Below are 21,800 nucleotides of genomic sequence, written 5' to 3'. Positions count from 1 at the left end.
GGTCCGTTATCTCCACCCGTTGCTGGCCGCTGGGTCGTATCCCAGGCGCAGCGCGCAGGCTTCGACCTCGCTGCTGGCGATAATCGGCGCGAGCACGGCATGGCGCCTGCGCCACCGGCCCGGCTCCGGTCGCTGGCTCGCCATCATTACCCCCGACCGCGCCGGTTGCCGGGCCCGCAGGTGGCACTGCCGAAGGATCGCGTCGATGGTCGTCTGCCGCGTGGCCTCGCCCATGATGTCCTCGGCCCGCACGCGCAGCGCAGGCAGTGCGGTAGCTTCGATCGCGTCCAGGATGTGCGTGTGCGCGGCACTCCACTGTTTCGCGCATACCCAGGGCAGCGGCCGGTCGACCAGATCCCGCCAGCCGGGCGGCAGGTCGAAGTTCCACCACTTCGTGGACCAGCCTGCTGCTCGTGAATAGCCGGGTATGCGCAGCTCGGCACGCTCAATCAGGTTGTAGGAGAAGAAACCTCGGTCGAGCCAGCCGTCGATCAGGCCGTTCACCGCGGCCGCCGGATTGCGGACCAGGTGGATGACGGTCAGTTCGGACCCGGGGAGCAAGTGCGGCAACGCGGCGAGCCGGTAGGCATCCATGGATGCCTTGAGCAGCAGCGGGCGCTCCAGATCGTCCGGGCCGGGTAGCGCGGCGAGGCTCGGCACCAGGAAGGGCGGCGCTTCCACGGTCTGGGCGAGTCCTGGGGGTGGGCCCGCGGGCGGCGTCAGTCTGCGAAACGCGGCGGCGACGATCATCGGGTCCGTGTCGAAATACCAGGGGTCGATCGGCCAACCGGTCATCCGTAGCGCGTGCACGGTCGTCATCAGCAGCTGGGATCGGCTCACGGCCCCCTGCCGCAGCCGCCGTGCGATCGCGTCGTACACGATCTCCCATGTGGTCTCGACGGACATCGGGCAGTGCGGCCACTGCTGGGCGAGCACCCGTACGAATCGGTCCGCAAGTGTTGCGGGATCCCAGTCCCCAGAGTGGATCAGGTTCGGCTCGGGTCCGGTCGTAACATTCGCTGCGAGGTCGGCGTGGAAGCCGGCGAGGTCGGCGCCGTCGGTGATCGAACCGTCGTGGACGTCAGCACTATCCGGTAATCCGAGCCCGTGCAGCTTGTACAGCACGCTGTGCTCGCCGCCCAGGCTGAGGAAGGCTCCGGTGGAGCGCAGCAGTTCGTACAGCAGGCTGCTGCCGCCTCGCGAGGAGGCAACGATGACGACCGCGCGCCGGAAGGTTGGCAGGCCGTGCCGCCCCTCCCGGCCGAGTGGGAAGCGGGTACGTACCGCGCGACAGTAGGTGACGTGGTCGCTGCCGGTACCCGTGCTGGGTTGGGTGGCGGCCGGTTGGACGGTCTCAGTAGACATAGCCACGACCCGGTGCCGCGCTCGTAAGCCGCTGCGGCGGATCGGTCATAGCGCCGGACTCCCAACACATCACGTTGTCACCCCAACCGAACCGGCAAGCTGGCGATGCCCCGGATACTGGCGGTCTCCCGGCGGACCGGGCGGGTGGCTAACGTCGCGTGCGGATGCTCCGTCAGGAACGTCTCGAGCACAACGGCACCCAGCTCTATGGAGAGGTTGGCGCCCAGACATGTGTGCGGGCCGCGACCGAAGCCGAGGTGCGGGTTCGGTGTCCGTGTCAAGTTCAAACGGTCCGGGTCAGCGAAGATTGCCGGGTCCCGGTTGGCTGCCCCGACCAGTGCGAGTACGGTCGCGCCGCGCGGCACCTCGATACCGGCTAATTCCAGGTCTCGGGTGGCGAGCCGCTTTGTCACCTGCACCGGGCTGTCGTACCGGATGACCTCATCGACCGCGGCGGCGCGCGCGCTCTTGGCGGCCAGTAGCCGTTCCCGGTGTTTTTCGAATGTGTCGCGTTCGACCAGCAGATGGAGGAGGAGATTCTCGACGAGTCCGCTGATGGAAGAGTATCCGGCGTGCAGAACCACCCGCACCGTATTCGCGAGGACGTCGTGCGGATAGGCCGCGACACTCCCGAGCAGGGTGCTGAAGAACGCGGAATCCTGGTACTTGTCCAGCCATGAGTCGGTGAGTTCGGACAGTTCGCGTCTGGCGGCGAGGCTGGGTTCCAGTGCCTCGGGCCGGAACCCGTAGTCCATTCCGCAGATGAGGCGGTCGCTGACCTCGGCGAACCACGCCGGATCCGGTTGCCGGACGCCGAGCACGGCGCATATCACCCGCAGGGACAACGGCCTGGAGAACTCCTTGATGAGATCGACCGGCCGGTCGGCGCGAGTCGAACCGGAAAGTGTCTGAACAACGATGTCGGTCAGGCTGCCGACGGTGGCAGCCATTGCGGACAGCCCGGCATGGACCGATGCCGCGATCGCCTTCCGCAGCCCCGTGCTTTCCGGCGGATCTATCAGCTGAATACTCTTCCTGATGGCCGGAAACTCCTTGCCGAGCCGACTCGGATCGGTGGCGAAATCGGCTGCGTTTCGAAGTACCTCGACACATTCGGCATGGCGGGTCAGCAGGTACGCGTCGAGATTCTCGTCGAGGATTACCGGCGCACTGTCACGCATCTGGGAATACAATACGTATGGGTCGTCCAGCCATTTCGGTGACAACGGCTCGAATTTCAAATGTCCCCCGTTCGTATGCCTCTGCGTTGGCTGGTGCCACCCGACAACACGGTGCAGTCGGGTGGCGCTAGCAAAACTAATTCAGTGACCGTATTCCACGCCATTCACCTCCTTTGAGATCCAATCTCGCGCGCCATTATGGCGCGACCGTCAGGTATTCGAAAGAATTGGTGGCGCTGGGATATTTTCAGCATAATATGCTGTTACTCGAGGTCAGCTACGACCCGCAGCTCGCGCGCTTCGGCGGCACGATTTTTGCGGTACTGCAGTCTTCCTCATACATCGATATGATGCCGTTTAAGTGCGTGATTAATTCGGCCACCCCGCCGCGATCGGCACCGTAGTCATGTACTGCAACGCGCCCCCTTGCTTATCGAACTATCGAATCATCCGGTCGATCTGGTCACCGCTGCACAGTGCTGGTCACGCGCCCGACCATTGGGCTGATGAGCACGCTGAATTGGATCTGATTGATCGGGTAGATGTTAGCTCCACTATGTAACCTCTGGCACTACTTGTCAAGCAATTTGAACGCGTTGGATTTATTTTCCGACACGTATTCAGTTCGCTAACTATTTACATCGATCCGCGGGCGCCGAGGCGCAGTACCGTGCGCGAAGACGGGTAGCAAAGAGTCGGCACACTATTGGGTGACATTTGGTGACTTGTCATTTCAGTGGCAATGCTGCATGAGGGCCACGGCATCGCTGGATGAGCAATTCATAACGAATAACCGACGGGGCCGGAGATCGACCCGAGGCGCCCACGCTGCGCACCGGCAAACCTCCCGCGTTCTTCCGTGCGCCGGCATCCAGCGAGAATCCGAACTTTGCAGGTACTTTGCGGCAGGGCGCGCGGGGTAGCGTGGCGAACGTGTCGCAGCGGGAACTCGTCGTCCTCGGGACTGCCAGCCAGGTGCCGACCAAGCAGCGCAATCACAATGGGTATCTGCTGCGGTGGGAGGACGAGGGGGTGCTGTTCGATCCGGGGGAGGGGACGCAGCGCCAGATGACCTACGCCGGGGTTTCGGCGACCGACATCACGCGGATCGCGATCACCCACTTCCACGGGGACCACAGCCTCGGGCTGGCCGGTGTGGTCCAGCGAATCAATCTCGACCAGGTGCCGCATCCGGTCGATGTGTGCTTCCCCGCCTCGGGTGCCGAATATTACGACCGGCTCGTCAATGCCACCTCGTACTACCGCCGGGCCGAATTGCGCCCTCGCCCTATTGATCGGGCGGGCCCGGTGGACTTCCCCGGCGCGCCGTTCGCCGTCTCGGCGGTGCGGCTCTCGCACCCCGTCGACACCTTCGGGTACCGGCTCACCGAACCACCCGGCCGCCGCATACTGCCAGACCGCCTGCGTGCCTACGGACTGAGCGGTCCGGTCATCACCCGGCTACAACAGCAGGGTCACATCGAAATATCCGGCCGCACCGTCACTCTCGACGAGGTCAGCGCGCCTCGCCCCGGCCAGAGCTTCGCCTTCGTGATGGACACCCGCCTCTGCGACGGCGTCCGCGAACTCGCCGCCGACGCCGACATGCTCGTCATCGAGGCCACTTTCCTCGACGCCGACGCGCACCTCGCGGCCGAGTACGGCCACCTCACCGCGGGCCAAGCGGCCCGCGTCGCCGCCGACGCGCGCGCACGCACGCTAGTTCTCACGCACTTTTCCCAGCGCTACCGCGACCTGTCCGACCACCTCGCCGAAGCCAGGCAACACTTCACCGGCACCATCCACGTAGCCACCGACCTCGCCCGAATCCCGCTGCCGCCCAGGCGATAACATCCACCCCCCGAACATCCTCTGCACCACCACCCTTTTGGTCAACTGCCCGACATTTTCCAGGAGGATGCCGACACGTTGCACAGCTTGAACAGTCGGAATTCCGGTACACCCGTACGACTCGGTACGCTGTCCCGGACGCCCCCATAGCCCAATTGGCAGAGGCAGTGGACTTAAAATCCATCGAGTGTCGGTTCGAGTCCGACTGGGGGCACTGTCTAGCAGCACACTGCGCGTGACCGGGGGTTCCGCACTGTCTCCCGTAGGTTCGATCGGGACCGGCGACAGAGCGGCCGTGACCTGGGCGATTCCGTCGGTGTAGTCGGCTGGAAGGGTCTGGCAGTCGTTGGGTGAACGGATCGGTCCTGATCCAGGCCACGACTCTGCGGACTGCAGTCGATGTGTCGGACGACGGCCGCCGACAGCTGCTGTGAACACGCAGCGGCGATGTCGAGGTCGAGTAGGAGGAATTCCTCGCCGACTCGGCCCGATCTCGATGAAATCGCCAGCGCAAGCGATCTCTTCGAAGGTGTCGATCGGCTCTCGAACGCGAAATTTGCGGGTACTTCACGTTCAGGTTCTGCCAATTTCCGCACGGTTCTCGCATGCACTGCCAATAAAGTTGCAATGGTCTGGCGGACCGTGCTTTTCAGATGATACGTTCTGTCGGGGCGTCGATCCGGGGAGATAGACGATATGGGGGGTGGGGAGATGGACGATAGCTGTTCAGGACATGTCTCGCTGAACCATTTTGCTCATAATCTCCGCGGCAACGCCTTGTCTGAAATAGCAAGCATCAGCCGTTCCTTACGAAGGAGTTCGTGAAGCGCATGACAACTAAGAAATTTCTCGCTGCCATGTTTATCCCCTGTGCGTCGGTAGTTGCTGTCGGGCTTTCAGCTCCGGCGTCCGCGTCCCCACTGCAGCCGATCGACGATTGCTACACGATCAGCACTAAGCAGGGATGCGTCGGCGAGCAGGAATGGAATGATTTTCAGCACGGCATGGCATGTGCTGCACGCTTCGGTATCAACCCGATCACGGGCATCGGAAACCTCGCCAACGCGGATTACCGGAGAGAGTGCCTGGGGCTGTAAAACGCCGATCATGTGGGCGGGGGTGCCAGTCGCGTGACGCTTCATGTGAATCTCGCGAAGGCGGGCACGCTCAACTATAAATGAGCAGACGGATACGGCTCCCGTCAGGATTGTCTCAAAAATCTTGACGGGAGCCCCCCAGATAGTTGGCAAAATTGAGTTGACGCCGGTGATGTATGCCAACATGCGCAAGAATGGCAGCCCTGTTTCGGCCTTGTCATCGTTACCGCTTATGCGCATTCCGCACGGACTCTGCAAATGCCGCACGCAGATGATTCCGACCATCGAGCAGCTCCGGGCGGCGATTTCGCGGTCTGGTAGTTGTGCGGAGTCAGCAGGCCGTCGCCGCCCTGATAACCCGTGTCCGCCAAGGCTATCCACCCCTCGCGTTCGAGTTCGTAGCAGATCCGCCAGATCGAGGCGGTCGTCAGCTCGTGCACGCTGCCGGGCCCGCTTCGGTGCGGGCTGAACGCCTCCTCGCGCCTTGCGCATAGCTCCCCTCGGAACCCGCTCGTCCGTCCGGATGACTAGCGACGCCACCGGCTCGAGACGATCGGGGGTGTGCGAGGGCCGGGACTGCGACACAAAAAATCTGTAGTCGCGACTGTAGACAACCGATGCGCGATGTTGTAGTGTCGCTGTTGTTCAGAGAGTAGGAAGTCCGGTGGCCGAGGCAGAGATGAACTGCCCGGAAGATGTCAGGTTCGGCCGTCCCCTCCGGCTGGGGTGTAGTTGAAGTAGTAGATGGTTGTACCGCCGGAGGGGACGAAGAACTCCGCAAGAATGCGCTGGAGGCGTCACGATGAGCGTCCACGCGGGACCGCGCCGCTAGTTGGCGCGGGGTGCGCACCCTACGAGCCGGGAGGTGGTCTACGAGCAAATACATACGCACTTCGCGTTCCTGTGAACATGTCCGGACGCGGTGTGCGACACCGGCCTTACCGGCCGATAGTCGGAATTGAGACAACAGATAGATCGATCACAGGCCCCGGCGCTCACCGCGCCGGGGCCTGTAGGCATGAAATCCCCGAGAGGTGTAGTGGAAGATTCCCGCGCGAACCCCGACAGCACACCCGCCGACCGGCTAGACGACGACGACTACCCCGCGTACAGCATGGGCCGGGCCGCGGAAATCGTCGGAGTCACCCAGGCCTTCCTGCGCGCCCTCGACGCCGCCGAACTTTTGACCCCGCAACGCTCCGAAGGCGGGCACCGCCGCTACTCCCGCTACCAACTGCGCATCGCCGCGCGAGTCAGGCAACTGGTCGACGACGGCAACCCGCTCGAAGCCGCCTGCCGGATCGTCATTCTCGAAGACCAGCTCGCCGACGCCCAGCGCATCAACGAAGAATTGCACCAGGCACTTCGAGACGATCGGCATACAGACTAAAGCCCGGGCTCTGACGCCCATCAATTACTTGCGGTCGGCCTCGCAGGGAAACACAACTGGGGAAATCCCCAGTTGGATCCGCCGGACGACGGCCGTCGTACCGCTGCGAGCTCCCTGCTGAGATCTGTTGAGGGTCAGGTGGTTTCGGCACAGTGGTGGGTGACAGGATACTCGGCCGACTTGGCCTCTGGTACAAAAACCGACGCAATGGTGGTCTGTTTGTGGTGTCTGTGCGGCGACCGCCCGGTCTATATGCACACTTTGCTAAGTAGGCGTGCGTCAGGGTTGACGTTGGAGGGTACGGGCCGTACGTTTCGCCCATTGTTGATTCGGGGTGATCAAAGGGGAAAGTGTGGCGACACTGCTCACGGAGGAGCTTTCACCGGATGTCGTGCCCACCGTCAAGGGCGGCCCGCTCGGCCGCTCGCCCCGTCAACTCGCCTGGCTTCGGTTCAAGCGGGACAAGACCGGCTTGGTGGCGGCTATCGTCGTGTTGTTCTTCTTCGTCGTCGGCCTCGGCGCGCCGCTGATCTCCCTGGTCTATGGCAAGGATCCGTACACGCCGTACGCCACGACCAGTAACGGGTTGCTCACCGACACCGGCTTTCCGATCAAGCCCAATGGCGGTATCGATAGCCAGTTCTGGTTCGGCATCGAGCCGCACACCGGCCGCGACGTGCTCATCGTGCTGGTGTACGGAATCCGTACCTCCCTGTTGATTTCGCTGGCCGTAGTACTGCTGACGACGATCATCGGCACCGTGCTCGGGGTAACCGCCGGGTACATAGGCGGCTGGACCGACTACCTCATCAGCCGGGTCACCGACATCCTGCTGTCCATCCCGTCCACCCTGTTCATCCTCGCCTTCATGCCGGTCGCCTGGGCCAGTTACCAGGCAACGGGGCAGGAGGTTCCACTCTGGGTACGGACGGCCAGCCTGATCGGGTTGCTGACCTTGTTCGGCTGGACCCGCAACGCCCGGATGCTGCGCGGCCAGGTGTTCTCCCTGCGGGAGCGCGAGTTCATCGAGGCAGCCAAGGTGACCGGAGCCGGTCCCCGGCGGATCATCGTCCGGGAACTGCTACCGAATCTGTGGACCCCGATCCTGGTGCTTGCGACGCTGGACCTGCCCGCGTACGTCACGGCGGAGGCGGCGCTGTCCTTCCTCGGCGTCGGCATCAAGGATCCGACGCCCGACTGGGGCGTGATGGTCCAAAACGGATCCGGCCTGATCTCCTCCGACATCACCTATCTGGTCTTCCCCGGTATCGGGATGGTCCTTTTCGTGCTCGCGTTCAACTTGCTCGGGGACTCGGTGCGCGACGCCCTTGACCCGAAGGGAAGCCGATAACCGTTGGGTCGCCGGGCTTTTCGGCGGCAAGAGGAGGCAGGAACTGGAATGAAGAGAAAGTATCTCGCGCAGGCCGCCGCGCTAGCCGCGGCCGCGCTGCTGGCGGCGGCGGGCTGCTCGGCGGGCGGCACCAACGTCGGTAGTGGTGACCAGCCGAAGTCCACGACGAACAAGCTCACCCTGGACCCGGAAGGCAAGCAGTCCAACGGCCCGGCCGCGGACGTGGCCGGCGGCCGCAGCGGTGGCACGCTCAACCTGACCTGGCGTCACGACTTCCCGGACTACGACCCGGCAAAGGTATACACCGCCCCGGACGACGAGGCGTTCCGGCTGATGCACCGGCGCCTGACCGTGCTGAAGCAGAACGACGACGGCACGATGGTGCTGGTGGGTGACCTGGCCACCAATACCGGTGAGGCCTCCGACGGCGGCAAGACCTGGAAGTACACGCTGAAGGACGGCATGAAATATGCCGACGGCACGCCGATCAAGTCGCAGGACATCAAGTACGCCGTCGAGCGCACCTTCGACACGAAGTTCGCGACCGGGCCGCAGTGGGTCCAGCTCTGGCTGGCGGGTAAAGACGACTTCAACTCGGTCTACCCCGGTCCGTTCTCCGGTGGTCAGGAACTCGGACCCGACAAGATCGAAACCCCGGACGCCAAGACCATCGTCTTCCACTTGGCCGCGGCACAGTCGGACTTCCCGTTCGCCGCCTCGATGAGCCAGACCGTTCCGGTGCGCAAAGACCTGGACACCAAACCGGACGATCTGGACGTCAACGGCCTCGGCGACATGGCAACCGGGCCGTACAAGATCGGTGCCCACGAGGTGGACAAGACGCTCACCCTGGTGAAGAACCCGAATTGGGATGCCAAGACCGACCCGGTACGGCACCAGTACCTTGATCAGATCCACTTCCAGTTCGGTGTGCTGGCGAAGCAGGAGACCGACCAGCTGAAGGCGGACATCGATCCGAACGGCGCCGCCTACTACGGCGGCGTCGACCCCGATCAGGTTCAGGCCATCATGCAGGATCCGAACCTGAAAAAGCGCACGATGGACAACGAGACCGGCGCGGTGGTGACCTTCAATACCAACACCGCCCGGGTCACAGACTTGAACGTCCGCAAGGCCATCGCCATGGCGTTTCCGAAGCAGGATGTCATCACCGCGCAGGGTGGCCCGTTCTACGGCAATGTCGCCACCACGCTCAGTCCGCGCACCTCGGTCGGCTATTCGCCGCAGCCGAACCCGTACGGCGTCGGCGACAACGGCGACCCGCAGCAGGCGAGGAAGATCCTCACCGACGCGGGCAAGCTCGGCTACGAGGTCAACGTGGCCTGGGAAACGACCCCGGCCGCCGATCGGGCGGGTCCCCCGATCAAGCGTGCGCTGGAGGCCGCCGGCTTCAAGGTCAACCTCAATCAGGTACCGGACAAGTCCTACTTCAACATCATCAGGCACCTGGACAACCGCTACGACCTGATCTGGTACCAGTGGAGCCCGGACTGGCCGACCAACCGGACCGTGTACAGCGCGCTGTACTACGGCGGGGCGGTCGCGGAGGGGGGCAACAACATGGCCCAGCTCAAGGAGAAGAAGGTCGACGACGAGACCAACCGCGTGCAGGCGATCCAGGACATCACCGAGCAGGGCAAGCAGTACATGCCGCTGGACCAGATGATCCAAAAGGATTATGCGGCAGCCATTCCGGTGGTCTACGCGCGCAAGCAGGTGATGTTCGGTTCGAATATCGGCGGGGCGCGGATGGACGTGCTCAGTTCCAGCCTCGACCTGGACAACGTCTACCTCAAGAAGTAGCGAACGACTGATGAAGTCCTGAGCCGGGTGGCGGTCTGCCCGTCGCCCGGCTCGGCCGCCACCCCCTCCAGAGAGACACGTCCGCATGCTGGCCTTCCTCACCCGCCGGATCCTCGGCGGCCTGGTGATCCTGCTGATCATCTGCGCGATCACCTTCACGATGTTCTACGTGGCCCCCGGCAACAATGTCGCCAGGCTGGCCTGCGGAAAGACCTGCTCGCCCGAGCTCGTCGCCGCCGTCGCACACCAATTGGGTGTCGACAAGCCGGTCTGGCAGCAGTTCCTCGACTACCTGGCCGGGGTCTTCACCGGCCGCACCATCGCCGATACCTACTGCTCGGCTCCGTGCCTCGGCTACTCGTTTCACAACCACCGGCCGGTGCTCGATACCGTTCTGGACCGGATCCCGGTGACGTTCTCGCTGACCGTCGGCGCGGTGGTGATGTTCCTGGTTGTCGGTGTCGGCCTCGGCCTGCTGGCCGCGCTGCGCAAGGGAAAGGCGGCCGACAAGGCGGCCATGGGTTTCGCGGTGCTCGGCGGTGCGCAGCAGATCTTCGTGCTCGGCCCGTTTCTGCTGTTCCTCTTCGTGTATTCGACGCACCTAATGAAGGTGCCCGCTTACACCTCGTTCTTCGACAACCCGGGGAAGTGGGCGACCGGGCTGTTCCTGCCTTGGGTCTGCCTGGCCATCATCACCGCCGCCGCCTACGCGCGGTTCACCCGCTCCTCCATGGTGGAAGTCTTGAACGAGGACTACATCCGTACCGTGCGTGCCAAGGGCATGGGCAACACGAATATCTATTTCAAGCACGCCTTCCGCGGCACCATGAGCCCGATCGCCACCCTTCTCGGACTGGACATCGCGGTGCTGCTCGGCGGGGCCCTCGTCACCGAGACCGTGTTCAATCTGCCGGGGATCGGGCAGTTGGCGGTCAACTCCGTGCAGGACTCCGACCTGCCGGTGATGATGGCGGTGGTGTTGCTTGCCGCAACCGCCGTGGTGGTGGCCAACATTGTGGTGGACGTCGTCTACGCGTTCATCGACCCGAGGGTGAGGCTGGGATGACCGTGCCGGCCGAATCGAATCTGGAGCGTGACATGTCCAGCCAAAGCACCATCCTCTCGGTGCGAGATCTGTTGGTGCACTTCCGCACCGAGGACGGCACGGTCAAGGCGGTGGACGGGCTGTCGTACGACCTCACCCGGGGCAAAACACTCGGCATTGTCGGCGAGTCCGGCTCGGGTAAAAGCGTCTCGGCCATGGCAGTCCTCGGTCTGCACAATCGGGCGCAGGCGCGAATCGGTGGCCAAATCCTGTTCGAGGGAACGGATCTGGCCGGCGCGGACGAGCGAACCGCGCGCCAGTTCCGCGGCAAGCGGATCTCGATGATCTTCCAAGATCCGTTGACCGCGCTGTCGCCGTACTACACGGTCGGCGACCAGATCGTCGAGACATTCCGCAAGCACACCGGCGCGACCAAGAAGCGGGCGCGGGCGCGGGCCATCGAGATGTTGACCAAAGTTGGCATACCGCAACCGGAGCGGCGGGTGGACGAGTACCCGCATCAGTTCTCCGGTGGCATGCGGCAGCGGGTGATGATCGCGATCGCGCTCTGCTGCGACCCCGATCTGCTGATCGCGGACGAGCCGACGACGGCACTGGACGTGACGGTGCAGGCGCAGATCCTGGATCTGCTGCGGGAGTTGCAGGTCGAGTTCAATACCGCGATCATCCTGATCACCCACGACATGGGCGTGGTCGCGCAGATGGCCGACGACGTGCTGGTGATGTACGCGGGCCGGTGCGTGGAGCGGGGCACAGTGCGCGAGGTACTCAAACGGCCACGGCATCCGTACAGCTGGGGTCTGCTGTCCTCGATCCCGCACCTCGGCGGGGATGTGGACATACCGCTGACGCCGGTGCGCGGCGCACCGCCGAGCCTGATCGACGTGCCGTCCGGATGCCCGTTTCATCCGCGGTGCGATTACGTGGACCGAGTGGCAGACGCGCGCTGCAAGAGCGAGCGGCCGGAGCTCGGCTCGGCCGCGGGGCGCGGGGCGGCCTGTCATCTGGCCACCGAGGAGGCCGACCGGATCTTCGTCGACGTGGTCCGGCCGACGCTCGGCATCGGGCAGGCGTCATGACCGAACAGACTCTGACCGAACCGTTTTCGCGCCGCGCCGACGACGGACCGCTGCTGACGGCGACCGGACTGCAGATGCACTTCCCCGTCCGCTCCGGGTTCCTGTTCAAGCGGCACACCGAGGTGGTTCGCGCGGTGGACGGCATCGATCTGAGCGTGTCCGCCGGCGAGGCGTTCGGGCTGGTCGGCGAGTCCGGCTGCGGCAAGTCGACCACCGGGCGGATGCTGGCCCGGCTGTTGGAGCCGACGGCGGGCACGATCACCTACCGCGGTCAGGACATCACTCACCGCACGCGCCGCCAGCTCGCGCCCATCCGGTCCGAGATCCAGATGATCTTCCAGGACCCGTACTCCTCGCTGAACCCGAGGCAGACGGTGGGCACGATCATCGCCGGGCCGATGGAGATCAACGGCATCAACCCGCCCGGTGGGCGACGCGGCCGAGTGCGGGAACTGCTGGAGACGGTCGGCCTGAATCCCGAGCACTACAACCGCTTTCCGCACGAGTTCTCCGGCGGCCAGCGCCAGCGCATCGGCATCGCGCGCGCGTTGGCGCTCGAGCCCAAGCTCATCATCGCCGACGAACCCGTCTCCGCGTTGGACGTCTCCATCCAGGCGCAGGTGGTGAACCTGCTGCAGGGGCTGCAACGCGACCTCGGCATCGCCTTCGTGTTCATCGCCCACGACCTGGCCGTGGTCCGGCACTTCAGTGAGCGCATCGCGGTCATGTACCTGGGCAAGATCGTGGAACTCGCCGACCGCGCCGACCTCTACGAACGCCCGCACCACCCCTACACCCAGGCACTGCTGTCCTCGGTCCCCGAGGCCGACCCGGACAGCGCGAAACAACGAGAGCGAATCCGGCTCACCGGCGACGTCCCCTCACCCATCAACCCGCCGTCCGGCTGCCGCTTCCGCACCCGCTGCTGGAAAGCGGAGAACATCTGCGCCGAGCAGGAACCGCCCCTGATCCAATTAGGCAAATCCACCGAAGGCCACCTGGCCGCCTGCCATTTCCCGGAGCCCCGACACGTGGTCGCCTGATCGCGGTCGGGGTGAGTCGACGTCAGTGAACGCGGTGGGGTATCGGAAGTGAGCCGCTGCCGACCGCCTGGTGACTAGCAGGCCACCTCGGTGAGGCGCCGGTGGCGGGTCGGTGCGGCGGCGTTGACCGCGGCGGCGATGGCGACGACCGGGGGGATCCAGCGGGCCTGGGTGGGGGAAATGTCCCAGGAGGCTGCGCCATTCGACAGCCTGGTCGGGGGGAGCGGGATGCTCGCGCCGTCGGTGTGCACGGTGGCGCCCGCGCCGCGCAGGGCTTCGATGGCCAGGGTGGCCTTGGCGGCGCCAACTACCAGGTGGATCTCGCGGCGCTCGGCGCCGGGGATGTCGATTACCGGGCCGGACAGGTTGTTCGCGCGCAGGAAGCGGCGGACCTCGGCGGCGAGGGGGCCGGTGAGTTCGATGGCCGCCACCCGTTCGTCGGTGATCAGGCACACGCCGTTGGCGGTTTCGGCGACTGTCCATCCGCGTCGGCGGTAGTCCTGCACTGCGTCAGAGGCCGTCAGAGTGCTGGAACTCGGGAACGTCGCGGGCACTGTCTTCTCCATTTCACCAGGTAGATCGAGATCTCACAGCGGTATGCGCAGGAGCCCCGCCAACTGCACCTGTGCATCAAATCGTCTGCGGCTAGGAGTTTTCCTAATGAATGCTTGTGATCGCCAACCGCACCAGCGATTCTGCGCGGGTCCGCCCGGATGGGCATCGCCCCGCGGTCGCGTCCCATGTCATCCTTTGGGCGGACCTACCCCGCGCCGACCCTGAGGCCGTGCTGACGACCGGATTCCGGGTTCGCCCCCGGGTCACAGCTAATTGCCAAGTGTCCCTCGAGGTCTCACCAGCCTGGCGTGGTTCAAATAGGTATGGGATCGAGATGGGGGCGGGGGGCGGCGTCCGCCGGTTGCGTAGCGGCAGTGGCGATATCGGCGTTGGTGGCGGCACCGCTGGCTACGGCGGGCCCGCACGACCAGGGCTCCGCTGTGACGACAGCACCTCCGGGCGCTCCTCCGGCGGCCGTGACCACAGCGGTTCGCGGGACACCGGTGCCGCACACACCGCAGCCTGTCGTCGCGACGTCCACGGTGCTGGCGCAGCAGATGCAGGCGGTGATTCAGGCCGTCTCGCCCGGGACGGAAGTCGGGATCGACGTGGTCGATATCAGTTCCGGGACAACGCTTGTCGGGCTGAATCTCGATCAGCCGTTCTACACCGCGTCGGTGGTAAAGCTGCTGATCGCCCTCGACGCGCTGAATCAACAAGGCTGGCAACCTGATTCGGGTACCGCGGCACAGCTTCGAACGATGCTGTCCGCCAGCGACGACACCATCGCCGACGCCCTGTGGGACGAGAACGGCGGCGACTCGATCGTCGCCAGAATGATCGACGCGATCGGCCTGACCGCGACGTTGCCCCCCGACGACCCGGAGCAGTGGGGCGAGACCGTGACGACCGCGCGGGACGTGGCCACCATTTACCGCTTCCTGACCACCGCGGTGCCCGAGCCGTCCCGCGACATCGTCATCGGCGCCCTGCACGATGCCAGCGAGATCTCCGCGGACGGCACCGACCAGTACTTCGGCATCCCGGACGGGCTGACCGGACTCGGCTGGGCGGTGAAACAGGGCTGGATGTCGATGGACACCTCGACCACGCTGGACACCACCGGCCTGGTCGGACCGAGCGCGACCCAACTCCCGTACGCGGTGGTCGTGCTGACCTCGCAGCCGGCCGGAACCGACTGGACCACAGGAGGTTCCGCGCTTACCGCCGGAATCGACGTCCTGCGCGGCGTCGTCGGCCAACAGCGGCAAGCGCGGAACCTCGGCACCGAGGACGACAAAACCGCTGTCACAGTGCCGCCCGCGTAGTCCCGCGGCGGACCTTGCCGGAACGCGAAACACGGCAGCCGCAGGCTGGCTGCGTGCGGCTGCCGTACTGAAGGCCGACTAACCCCTCGGTGCTCGGCTTCAAGTCGTGTCGGGTGGCCGTGTTCAGCCGGAGAACTCGGTCCAGCCTGACAGCCGCGATCGGGGCCGGGTATCCGCTGTACGACCGTCATCCGAATGACCGACGATTTGCCCAGGCGGCTCGCCACTTGTCCGCGTAACGCCCTTCCGGCGCTGCCGGTCTTGCACAATCTGTGCATGCCCAAGCCCTGCCTGCTGCTCCAACTGCGACCCGAGCGCCCCGCCGCGGACGACGAATATCAAGCTGTCCTGCGCGCGGGCGAGCTCGATCCCAGCGCCGTGGTGCGGGTGCAGATGGAGCGGCAGGGCCTGCCCGACCTGGTCCTCGACGATTTCTCGGCGGTGATCGTCGGGGGCGGGCCGAGCAATGTCGGCAATCCTGAATCCGAGAAATACGACTACCAGCTGCGATTCGAGCCCGGACTGAAGAAGTTGCTCGCCGAGATCGTCGCCCGCGACTTCCCGTATCTGGGTGCCTGCTACGGGCTGAGCATCCTGGCCGATGTGCTCGGCGGCACGGTGAGCGGCGAACGCTACGACGAGCCGCCGGGCGCGCAGACCATCGAATTGACCGCTCGCGCAGGCGAAGACCCGCTGCTTCGTGGCGCCCCACAGTCGTTCCGCGCCTTCGTCGGACATAAGGAAGCGTGCCAAGAGGTGCCGCCGAACGCGGTGCTGCTCGCCACCTCGGCCGACTGTCCGGTGCAGATGATCCGGGTCGGCCAGCACGTTTACGCGACCCAGTTCCATCCGGAACTCGACGGCGACGGACTCGCGTTGCGCATCGAGACCTACCGGCACGCAGGCTATTTCGACCCGGATGAGGCGGACTACCTCATCGCGTTGGGGCACCGGGAAGCAATCACCACTCCCAAGGAGATATTGCGCCGATTCGTCACCAGGTACCGCAGCGAAACGGGGTTGGACTGCTGCTAGCCCGACGCAGGTTCGGGCAGGGGCCCAAGGCGGTCGATGACAGGCTGGCGCGACAGTAGATGCCCGTCCGGACGTACCAGCCCGGCGTGGGTCTCGACGTGGCGCCCGGTGCGCAACAGTTCGAACAGCGTGGAACCGTCGGGAAAGGACAGGTTGGGTACGCGCTTGCCGGTGGCGTAGGTGACGTCGAGGCCCGACAATCGTTCGGCGAGTCGGCGGGACATGTCCGGCGCGGTCGCGATCAAGTCGCTCAGCAACGCCCGCAGGGCTTGGCCTTGCGGTGAATACGCCGTTATCAGCGCGGTCTGGGCTCTGGTGTGTTCGAGCAATGTTGTGCCGACGGGGTGGCGTTCGGCGTGATACGTGTCGAGCAGTGCCTGCTCCGCGCGCCCCGTGGCGACGGCCGCGAGCTTCCAGCCCAAGTTGTGGGCGTCTTGGATTCCGACGTTCATGCCGACGCCGCCGGCCGGGTAGTGCATGTGTGCGGCGTCGCCCGCGAGCAGTACGGTGTCCGCGCGATAGGTGTCGGCCTGCCGGGTCGCGTTGCCGAAACGCGACAGCCACACCGGGTCGCGCATGCCGAAGTCGGTGCCCGCGATCCGCCGGACGGTCGCTCGTAGTTCGTCGAGAGTGAGATCGCCGGGCCATTCCGGACGGTCGGTTGCCGGATCTCCGCCGACGAGACGGTGCGCCCCGCCGGGTAGCGGCGCGATCATCAGCGCGCCGTCGGTACCGGCGACGCCGGCGAAACCGGGCGGCGGGGGATCGTCGAGGACGACATCGCCGAGCCATCCCCAGGTGGTGGTTTCGGTCCCGGGGAATCCGATGCCCGCGGCGGTCCGGACGGTGCTGCGGGTACCGTCGCAGCCCACCACGTAACGAGCCGTGACGACCTCCCCGCCGGCCAACTCGACACCATCATCGGTCAGTCCGGTGACCCGGCAGTCCCGGCGGATGGTCGCGCCCATCCGCCGGGCCCGTTCCTCGAGTAGTTCCTCGGTACGGGCCTGTACCAGGGCCAGGGTGAACGGGAACGGTGTGTCCAGCACCGAGAAGTCCATCCGGTGGGGGAGCCCGGCGAAATGCCCGTTCGGTATGCGGATGCCCTCGGTCAGGAACGGTTCGGCGATGCCGCGGCAGTCGAAGATCTCGATCGTGCGCGGATGAATCGTGAGCGCCTTCGAATTCGGCTCCCGGGTTTGCCGCGCCTCCAGCACGGTGACGGTAGCCCCCCCGAGGCGCAACTCACCGGCGAGCCATAGGCCGGTGGGCCCGGCTCCCACCACGACGACATCAACCATGATCTTCTCCCTTGGTCACTGACCAACAATGTGAGTCAAGTACACTAGGTCAGTGACCAAGAGTCAAGCGGATGTGGTGCGGACCGCCCTGGAAATCCTCAACGAGCACGGTGCCGCCGCGGTATCGCTGCGCGCCATCGCCGGGAGACTCGGCGTGCGGATGAATACGGTCCTGTGGCACACCAAGAGCAAGGCGCGGCTCGAGGAGTTGATGGCCGACGCGATCGTCGCAGGCGTCTCGCTCGACCGCCTGCCGCGGGACTGGCGCGAGCGGGCGACCGAGATCGTCCGCCGCTACCGCAGTGCCCTGCTGGCCCACCGTGACGGCGCCGCCGTCGTCACCGGCACTTCCGCCGCGGAACCGGCCACCTTGGATGTCGCCGAGGCACTCGCCGCCGCCCTACTCGACGGCGGGCTGCCGCCCCGGGAGGCAGCCTGGACCTGTTGGGGCATCATCTATTTCACTCTCGGGCTGTGCCAGGAGCAGCAGGCGCTACCGGAGCGATCCATCCGCGACCTGAACGTCGGGCAACGCCCCGCGTTGCAGCGCGTTTTCGCGGCGCTGACCGACGAATCCTTCGACGAGCGTTTCGATTTCGGTATCACCAAATTCCTCGCGCATCCCTCGCCGACCACCTCGAACGCAATTCCGTGAGCGAGAAACGTACGGTGTCTCGCCGGCACCGGCGGCCGAGCCCCGGGTCTATGGTGGAGTCATGGGCGTCATGGGCGAACTATTTCCAGGACAGAAGCTGGCCGACGAGGGCAGCGGGGACAGTGATGGTCAGCCGCACCGTCCTCGGCTCGCGCTCGATCTGGATGCCGGGGTGATTCGGATCGCCGCTCCTGCCGCGTCCGCAGCCGCGGACGAAACGACCGAAAGCGACTGATTCGATCGACTTCCGGAAGCTAGTTCCGGAATCGGCAGGCTCCCGCGTACGGCATTTCCGACATCGGCGACTCCACGACACCGGTGCCGTAGCTCGAGGCGTGGATGACCTTGCCGTCACCGGCATAGAGCGCGGAGTGGCCGCCGCCGTAGAACGACACCAGATCGCCGGGGCGCAGATCATCCTTGGAGACCGGGGTTCCGGCGGCCAGTTGGTCGTAACTGGTCCGCGGGACCGAGACACCGGCCTGCTGGTAGGACCACTGGACCAGGCCCGAGCAGTCGAAAACATCAGGGCCCGCCGAGGTTCCGTAGCCGGAGCCGATCTTCGCGCGGGCCGCTTCGACGGCGACCTCGCCGGTCGTCTTCATCGGGGCGACCTGCGGGTGCAACGTATTCGGCGGCTTGATGCCGGGAATGCCTGCCAGGCCGGAGTATTCGACGCCCGGAATGTCGGGCAGGGCGAAGGTGATTCCGGGAGCGGCGAACTCGGTGCGGGAGGGAGCAGCGGATGGCGCGCTCTCCTGCGGTGGCACCGAAACCTGAATGCCGGGAATGCCTGGGGGAACCGAGATTTCGTTCGGAACTTCGAAGCTACCGACGCCGGGAACGGTCACTGTTTGGGCCGATGCTTCCGCGGCGGAGAAGAGGAGTGCGCCGGAGACGGCTGCGCCTGCGGCAAGTGTCCACCAGAACACTCGCCGCAGCGAGCGGGTACTTCGGACGTCGTCGTCGGTCTTCGACATGATCAAGTCCTCCGATGGTCATTTCGAAGGCCTTGGCTCGGCCATGCGACGCCGCATCTGCAGGCGTACCGGACTTCACCAAGTCTCCGAATACATTCGAGAACATCACGGTGATCTGTCAGTCCAAGCGGATCCGATTTCCCATCCTTCGACACAATCGGGTTCGAACAAACTTCCGACACACTGAAAGGTAATAACGAAACGGTAACTAAATATCGATTAGATATTGAAAACAGCTGCTGACCTCGGTTAATGCACCACTCATTCCGGTGAAAATTGCAGCACCAACGGACCGTGTCGCGGACTATTTACTGTTCGTCGGCGAGCTATCTGCTTTTCGATCGGCCGTTTTCAGTGCTCGATCGAGCCGGTCGCGCCCGGTAGCTCGCCGTGTCTGCGCAAAGCATCGAGCACCACATTCACGGCCGCCCGCGGCGGTGCGCCGCGCCGGATAACGGCGGTAATCGTGCGGGTGATAGGACTGGTGAGTTCCCTGGTCGCGACGCGATAGCGCGGATCGATCGCGAGGCCGGGCAGCAGCGTAATGGACAGCCCGGCCTCGACATGTTGCAGCGCCATCATGTAGTTGCTGAAGCGGCACACTATCCGCGGCTCGAAGCCCGATTCGCGGCAGAGCCTGGTCGCCAGCTTCGCCATATAGGACTCCGGCGTATCGAAGGCCCACGGCTCGTCGGCGTACGCGGCCAGGTCGGCGGGACCGCGGGCGGCCCGGTCGGGTGGCAGCACCAGCACGATCGGATCGGTGGCCAGCGGCACGATGTCGATGTCCGGGCCGAGCGGCTGCTCGACGAAATCGGTTGTGGTGATGATGATGTCGACGTCGCCGACGCGCAGCGCGCGCATGCTCTCGTGCGGCTCCAACTCGTGCAGTGTGATATCGAGGTGCGGGTGGCCGGCCGCGAGCCGGGTCACCGCGGGCACGCACAGCGAGTGGATGGCGCTTTGAAAGGCGCCGAGCCGGACCAGCCCGACCGGTTCGTCACCGAGGCTGCGCAGCTCCGCCTCGACGGTGCCCATGTGATCGAGGATCGCCCTGGCCCGCCGGGCCAGGATCAACCCGGCCGGGGTGAGCCGGACCCGGCGGCCGGTGCGTTCCAGCAGCTGCGTGCGTGTCTCCGCCTCCAGCACCGCGAGCTGCTGGGACACGCTGGACGCGCTCAGATCGGCCGCCTGCGCGACCGCCCGGACGGTGCCGAGGGAATCGAGTTGGCTGAGCAAGCGCAGCCGCCAAGGGTTCAACATCCCCCGATTGTTGTACGGCTGAGCCGAACAGCACAGCCGGAATTGTGAGATGGACGTGTTGCTCGTACCGCCCTTACCGTCGAAACATGGCTTCTCCCACTGTCACGCCGCGGTCCACCGACGACTTCTGGGCCGACACCGACCGGCACCTCGTGCGCTACGCGGGCGCGGGCACCTTTACCCCCGAGATCATCGCTCGCGCCGCGGGCAGCTTCCTATACACAGAAAGTGGCAGGGAGATCCTGGATTTCACGTCGGGGCAGATGAGCGCGATCCTCGGGCACTCACACCCGGATATCGTCGCGACGGTCCGCCGTCAGGTCGGCGAACTCGACCACCTGTTCAGCGGCATGCTCAGCCGCCCGGTCGTCGACCTGGCCCGCAGGCTGGCGGGCACCCTGCCCGGCCCGCTGGACAAGGCGCTGCTGCTGACCACCGGCGCCGAATCGAACGAGGCGGCCATTCGGATGGCCAAGCTGGTCACCGGCAAGCATGAGATCGTCTCGTTCGCCCGCTCCTGGCACGGCATGACCCAGGCCGCGGCGAGCGCCACCTACAGCGCGGGCCGCAAGGGGTACGGCCCGGCCGCGCCGGGCAACTTCGCCATCCCGGCGCCGCACGCCTATCGCCCCGATTTCACCACGGCCGCAGGCGAACTCGACTGGCGTCGCCAGCTCGATTTCTCCTTCGACCTGATCGACGCCCAGTCGGTCGGCAGCCTGGCCGCCTGCCTCGTCGAGCCGATCCTCAGCTCCGGCGGGGTCGTCGAGCCGCCGCTCGGCTACTTCGCCGCGCTACACGAGAAGTGCCGCGAACGCGGCATGCTGCTGATCCTCGACGAAGCGCAAACCGGGCTGTGCCGCACCGGATCCTGGTACGCGTTCGAGCGTGACGGCATCGTGCCCGACATCCTCACCCTGTCCAAGACGCTCGGCGCCGGACTGCCCCTCGCCGCCGTGCTCACCAGCGCCGAGATCGAACAGGAGGCGCATGATCGGGGGTTCCTGTTCTTCACCACCCACGTCGCCGACCCGCTGGTCGCCGCGGTCGGCAACACGGTGCTCGACGTGCTGATCCGCGACCAGCTCGACGTGCGGGCCGGCGAGCTCGGTGCCTTCCTGCGCGGTGGATTGGAGCGAATTGCCAAGCGGCACAGCGTCGTCGGGGACATCCGCGGTCGCGGCCTGCTCGCCGGACTCGAACTCGTCGTCGACCGGGAGACCAAGCAGGGCTCGGACGAACTCGGCGGGCTGGTCACCCGCCGCTGCCTGGAACTGGGCCTGCACATGAATATCGTGCAGCTGCCCGGTATGGGTGGGGTGTTCCGGATCGCCCCGCCGTTGACCGCCACCGAGGATGAATTGTCGCTCGGCCTGGCCATTCTCGACGAGGCGATCGGCGACGCGGCCGCGCGGATGTGACGGTGGCGGGGTTGC

At 65.4% G+C, this 21,800-nt stretch carries 19 protein-coding genes and 1 tRNA gene; 14 read left to right on the top strand and 6 right to left on the bottom strand.

Annotation, left to right across the window (positions count from 1 at the left end; genetic code table 11):
* Positions 1–6: 6 nt before the first annotated feature.
* Together ACIBCN_RS25785 and ACIBCN_RS25780 are read right to left on the bottom strand one after the other, a co-directional pair.
* Complete coding sequence (locus tag ACIBCN_RS25785; protein ID WP_396994217.1) at positions 7–1,365, bottom strand: hypothetical protein; 1,359 nt, start codon at positions 1,363–1,365, stop codon at positions 7–9.
* Positions 1,366–1,442: 77 nt separating this feature from the next.
* Complete coding sequence (locus tag ACIBCN_RS25780) at positions 1,443–2,546, bottom strand: cytochrome P450 (protein WP_396994216.1); 1,104 nt, start codon at positions 2,544–2,546, stop codon at positions 1,443–1,445.
* A gap of 933 nt (positions 2,547–3,479) precedes the next feature.
* Between ACIBCN_RS25780 and ACIBCN_RS25775 the strand changes: the two genes are divergently transcribed.
* The 9 genes from ACIBCN_RS25775 to ACIBCN_RS25735 all read left to right on the top strand — a co-directional run bounded on the left by ACIBCN_RS25775 (position 3,480) and on the right by ACIBCN_RS25735 (position 13,247).
* Positions 3,480–4,397: a ribonuclease Z gene (locus tag ACIBCN_RS25775; protein WP_396994215.1), complete on the top strand. Its 918-nt coding sequence runs from the start codon at positions 3,480–3,482 to the stop codon at positions 4,395–4,397.
* A 140-nt stretch (positions 4,398–4,537) separates the two neighbouring features.
* Positions 4,538–4,611: transfer RNA gene (locus ACIBCN_RS25770), tRNA-Leu, on the top strand.
* Between the two features lie 616 nt (positions 4,612–5,227).
* Positions 5,228–5,494 carry a hypothetical protein gene (locus tag ACIBCN_RS25765; protein ID WP_396994214.1) on the top strand — a complete coding sequence of 89 codons (267 nt, stop codon included), beginning with the start codon at positions 5,228–5,230 and terminating at the stop codon, positions 5,492–5,494.
* A gap of 1,114 nt (positions 5,495–6,608) precedes the next feature.
* Positions 6,609–6,884 (top strand): MerR family transcriptional regulator, encoded by a 276-nt coding sequence (locus tag ACIBCN_RS25760; protein ID WP_396994387.1) that lies wholly within the window; start codon positions 6,609–6,611, stop codon positions 6,882–6,884.
* A 352-nt stretch (positions 6,885–7,236) separates the two neighbouring features.
* Positions 7,237–8,235 carry an ABC transporter permease gene (locus ACIBCN_RS25755; protein WP_396994213.1) on the top strand — a complete coding sequence of 333 codons (999 nt, stop codon included), beginning with the start codon at positions 7,237–7,239 and terminating at the stop codon, positions 8,233–8,235.
* Positions 8,236–8,283: 48 nt separating this feature from the next.
* Positions 8,284–10,059 (top strand): ABC transporter substrate-binding protein, encoded by a 1,776-nt coding sequence (locus tag ACIBCN_RS25750; protein WP_396994212.1) that lies wholly within the window; start codon positions 8,284–8,286, stop codon positions 10,057–10,059.
* 85 nt (positions 10,060–10,144) lie between these two features.
* Positions 10,145–11,125, top strand: coding sequence for an ABC transporter permease (locus ACIBCN_RS25745; protein ID WP_396994211.1), 981 nt, complete (start codon positions 10,145–10,147; stop codon positions 11,123–11,125).
* Complete coding sequence (locus ACIBCN_RS25740) at positions 11,122–12,204, top strand: ABC transporter ATP-binding protein (RefSeq protein ID WP_396994210.1); 1,083 nt, start codon at positions 11,122–11,124, stop codon at positions 12,202–12,204. Before ACIBCN_RS25745 ends, ACIBCN_RS25740 begins: the two co-directional genes overlap by 4 nt.
* Complete coding sequence (locus ACIBCN_RS25735) at positions 12,201–13,247, top strand: ABC transporter ATP-binding protein (RefSeq protein WP_396994209.1); 1,047 nt, start codon at positions 12,201–12,203, stop codon at positions 13,245–13,247. The genes ACIBCN_RS25740 and ACIBCN_RS25735 overlap by 4 nt, the downstream gene beginning before the upstream one ends.
* 74 nt (positions 13,248–13,321) lie before the next feature.
* On the opposite strand, the gene ACIBCN_RS25730 is transcribed toward ACIBCN_RS25735, so the two are convergent.
* Positions 13,322–13,801 carry a hypothetical protein gene (locus tag ACIBCN_RS25730; RefSeq protein WP_396994208.1) on the bottom strand — a complete coding sequence of 160 codons (480 nt, stop codon included), beginning with the start codon at positions 13,799–13,801 and terminating at the stop codon, positions 13,322–13,324.
* A 477-nt stretch (positions 13,802–14,278) separates the two neighbouring features.
* Here ACIBCN_RS25730 and ACIBCN_RS25725 point away from each other — a divergent pair, with 477 nt between their 5' ends.
* Both ACIBCN_RS25725 and ACIBCN_RS25720 read left to right on the top strand, forming a co-directional pair.
* Entirely contained in the window at positions 14,279–15,130 is an 852-nt protein-coding gene (locus tag ACIBCN_RS25725; RefSeq protein WP_396994207.1) for a serine hydrolase, read from the top strand.
* A gap of 276 nt (positions 15,131–15,406) precedes the next feature.
* Positions 15,407–16,165: a glutamine amidotransferase gene (locus ACIBCN_RS25720; RefSeq protein WP_396994206.1), complete on the top strand. Its 759-nt coding sequence runs from the start codon at positions 15,407–15,409 to the stop codon at positions 16,163–16,165.
* On the opposite strand, the gene ACIBCN_RS25715 is transcribed toward ACIBCN_RS25720, so the two are convergent.
* Positions 16,162–17,466, bottom strand: coding sequence for an FAD-dependent monooxygenase (locus ACIBCN_RS25715; protein WP_396994205.1), 1,305 nt, complete (start codon positions 17,464–17,466; stop codon positions 16,162–16,164). The two genes, ACIBCN_RS25720 and ACIBCN_RS25715, sit on opposite strands and share 4 nt — an antisense overlap.
* A 52-nt stretch (positions 17,467–17,518) precedes the next feature.
* On the opposite strand from ACIBCN_RS25715, the gene ACIBCN_RS25710 reads away from it, so the two are divergent.
* Together ACIBCN_RS25710 and ACIBCN_RS25705 are read left to right on the top strand one after the other, a co-directional pair.
* Positions 17,519–18,121, top strand: a complete 603-nt coding sequence (locus ACIBCN_RS25710) for a TetR/AcrR family transcriptional regulator C-terminal domain-containing protein (RefSeq protein WP_396994204.1) — start codon at positions 17,519–17,521, stop codon at positions 18,119–18,121.
* Positions 18,122–18,182: 61 nt separating this feature from the next.
* Positions 18,183–18,356, top strand: coding sequence for a hypothetical protein (locus ACIBCN_RS25705; RefSeq protein WP_396994203.1), 174 nt, complete (start codon positions 18,183–18,185; stop codon positions 18,354–18,356).
* Between the two features lie 19 nt (positions 18,357–18,375).
* Here ACIBCN_RS25705 and ACIBCN_RS25700 read toward each other — a convergent pair whose 3' ends face one another.
* Positions 18,376–19,101, bottom strand: a complete 726-nt coding sequence (locus ACIBCN_RS25700; RefSeq protein WP_396994202.1) for a C40 family peptidase — start codon at positions 19,099–19,101, stop codon at positions 18,376–18,378.
* 351 nt (positions 19,102–19,452) lie between these two features.
* The gene (locus ACIBCN_RS25695; protein ID WP_396994201.1) at positions 19,453–20,364 is read right to left on the bottom strand and encodes a LysR family transcriptional regulator; all 912 of its coding nucleotides are present in this window, start codon (positions 20,362–20,364) and stop codon (positions 19,453–19,455) included.
* A gap of 86 nt (positions 20,365–20,450) precedes the next feature.
* Between ACIBCN_RS25695 and ACIBCN_RS25690 the strand changes: the two genes are divergently transcribed.
* A complete protein-coding gene (locus ACIBCN_RS25690) occupies positions 20,451–21,785 on the top strand; it encodes an aspartate aminotransferase family protein (protein ID WP_396994200.1) in 1,335 nt (444 codons plus the stop codon).
* Positions 21,786–21,800 lie beyond the last annotated feature (15 nt).

Origin of the sequence: Nocardia sp. NPDC051052 (assembly GCF_044456045.1) — a bacterium.
Lineage (GTDB): Bacteria > Actinomycetota > Actinomycetes > Mycobacteriales > Mycobacteriaceae > Nocardia.
The sequence above is the reverse complement of the archived record's forward strand: the minus strand, read 5'-3'. Positions and strand labels throughout refer to the sequence as shown.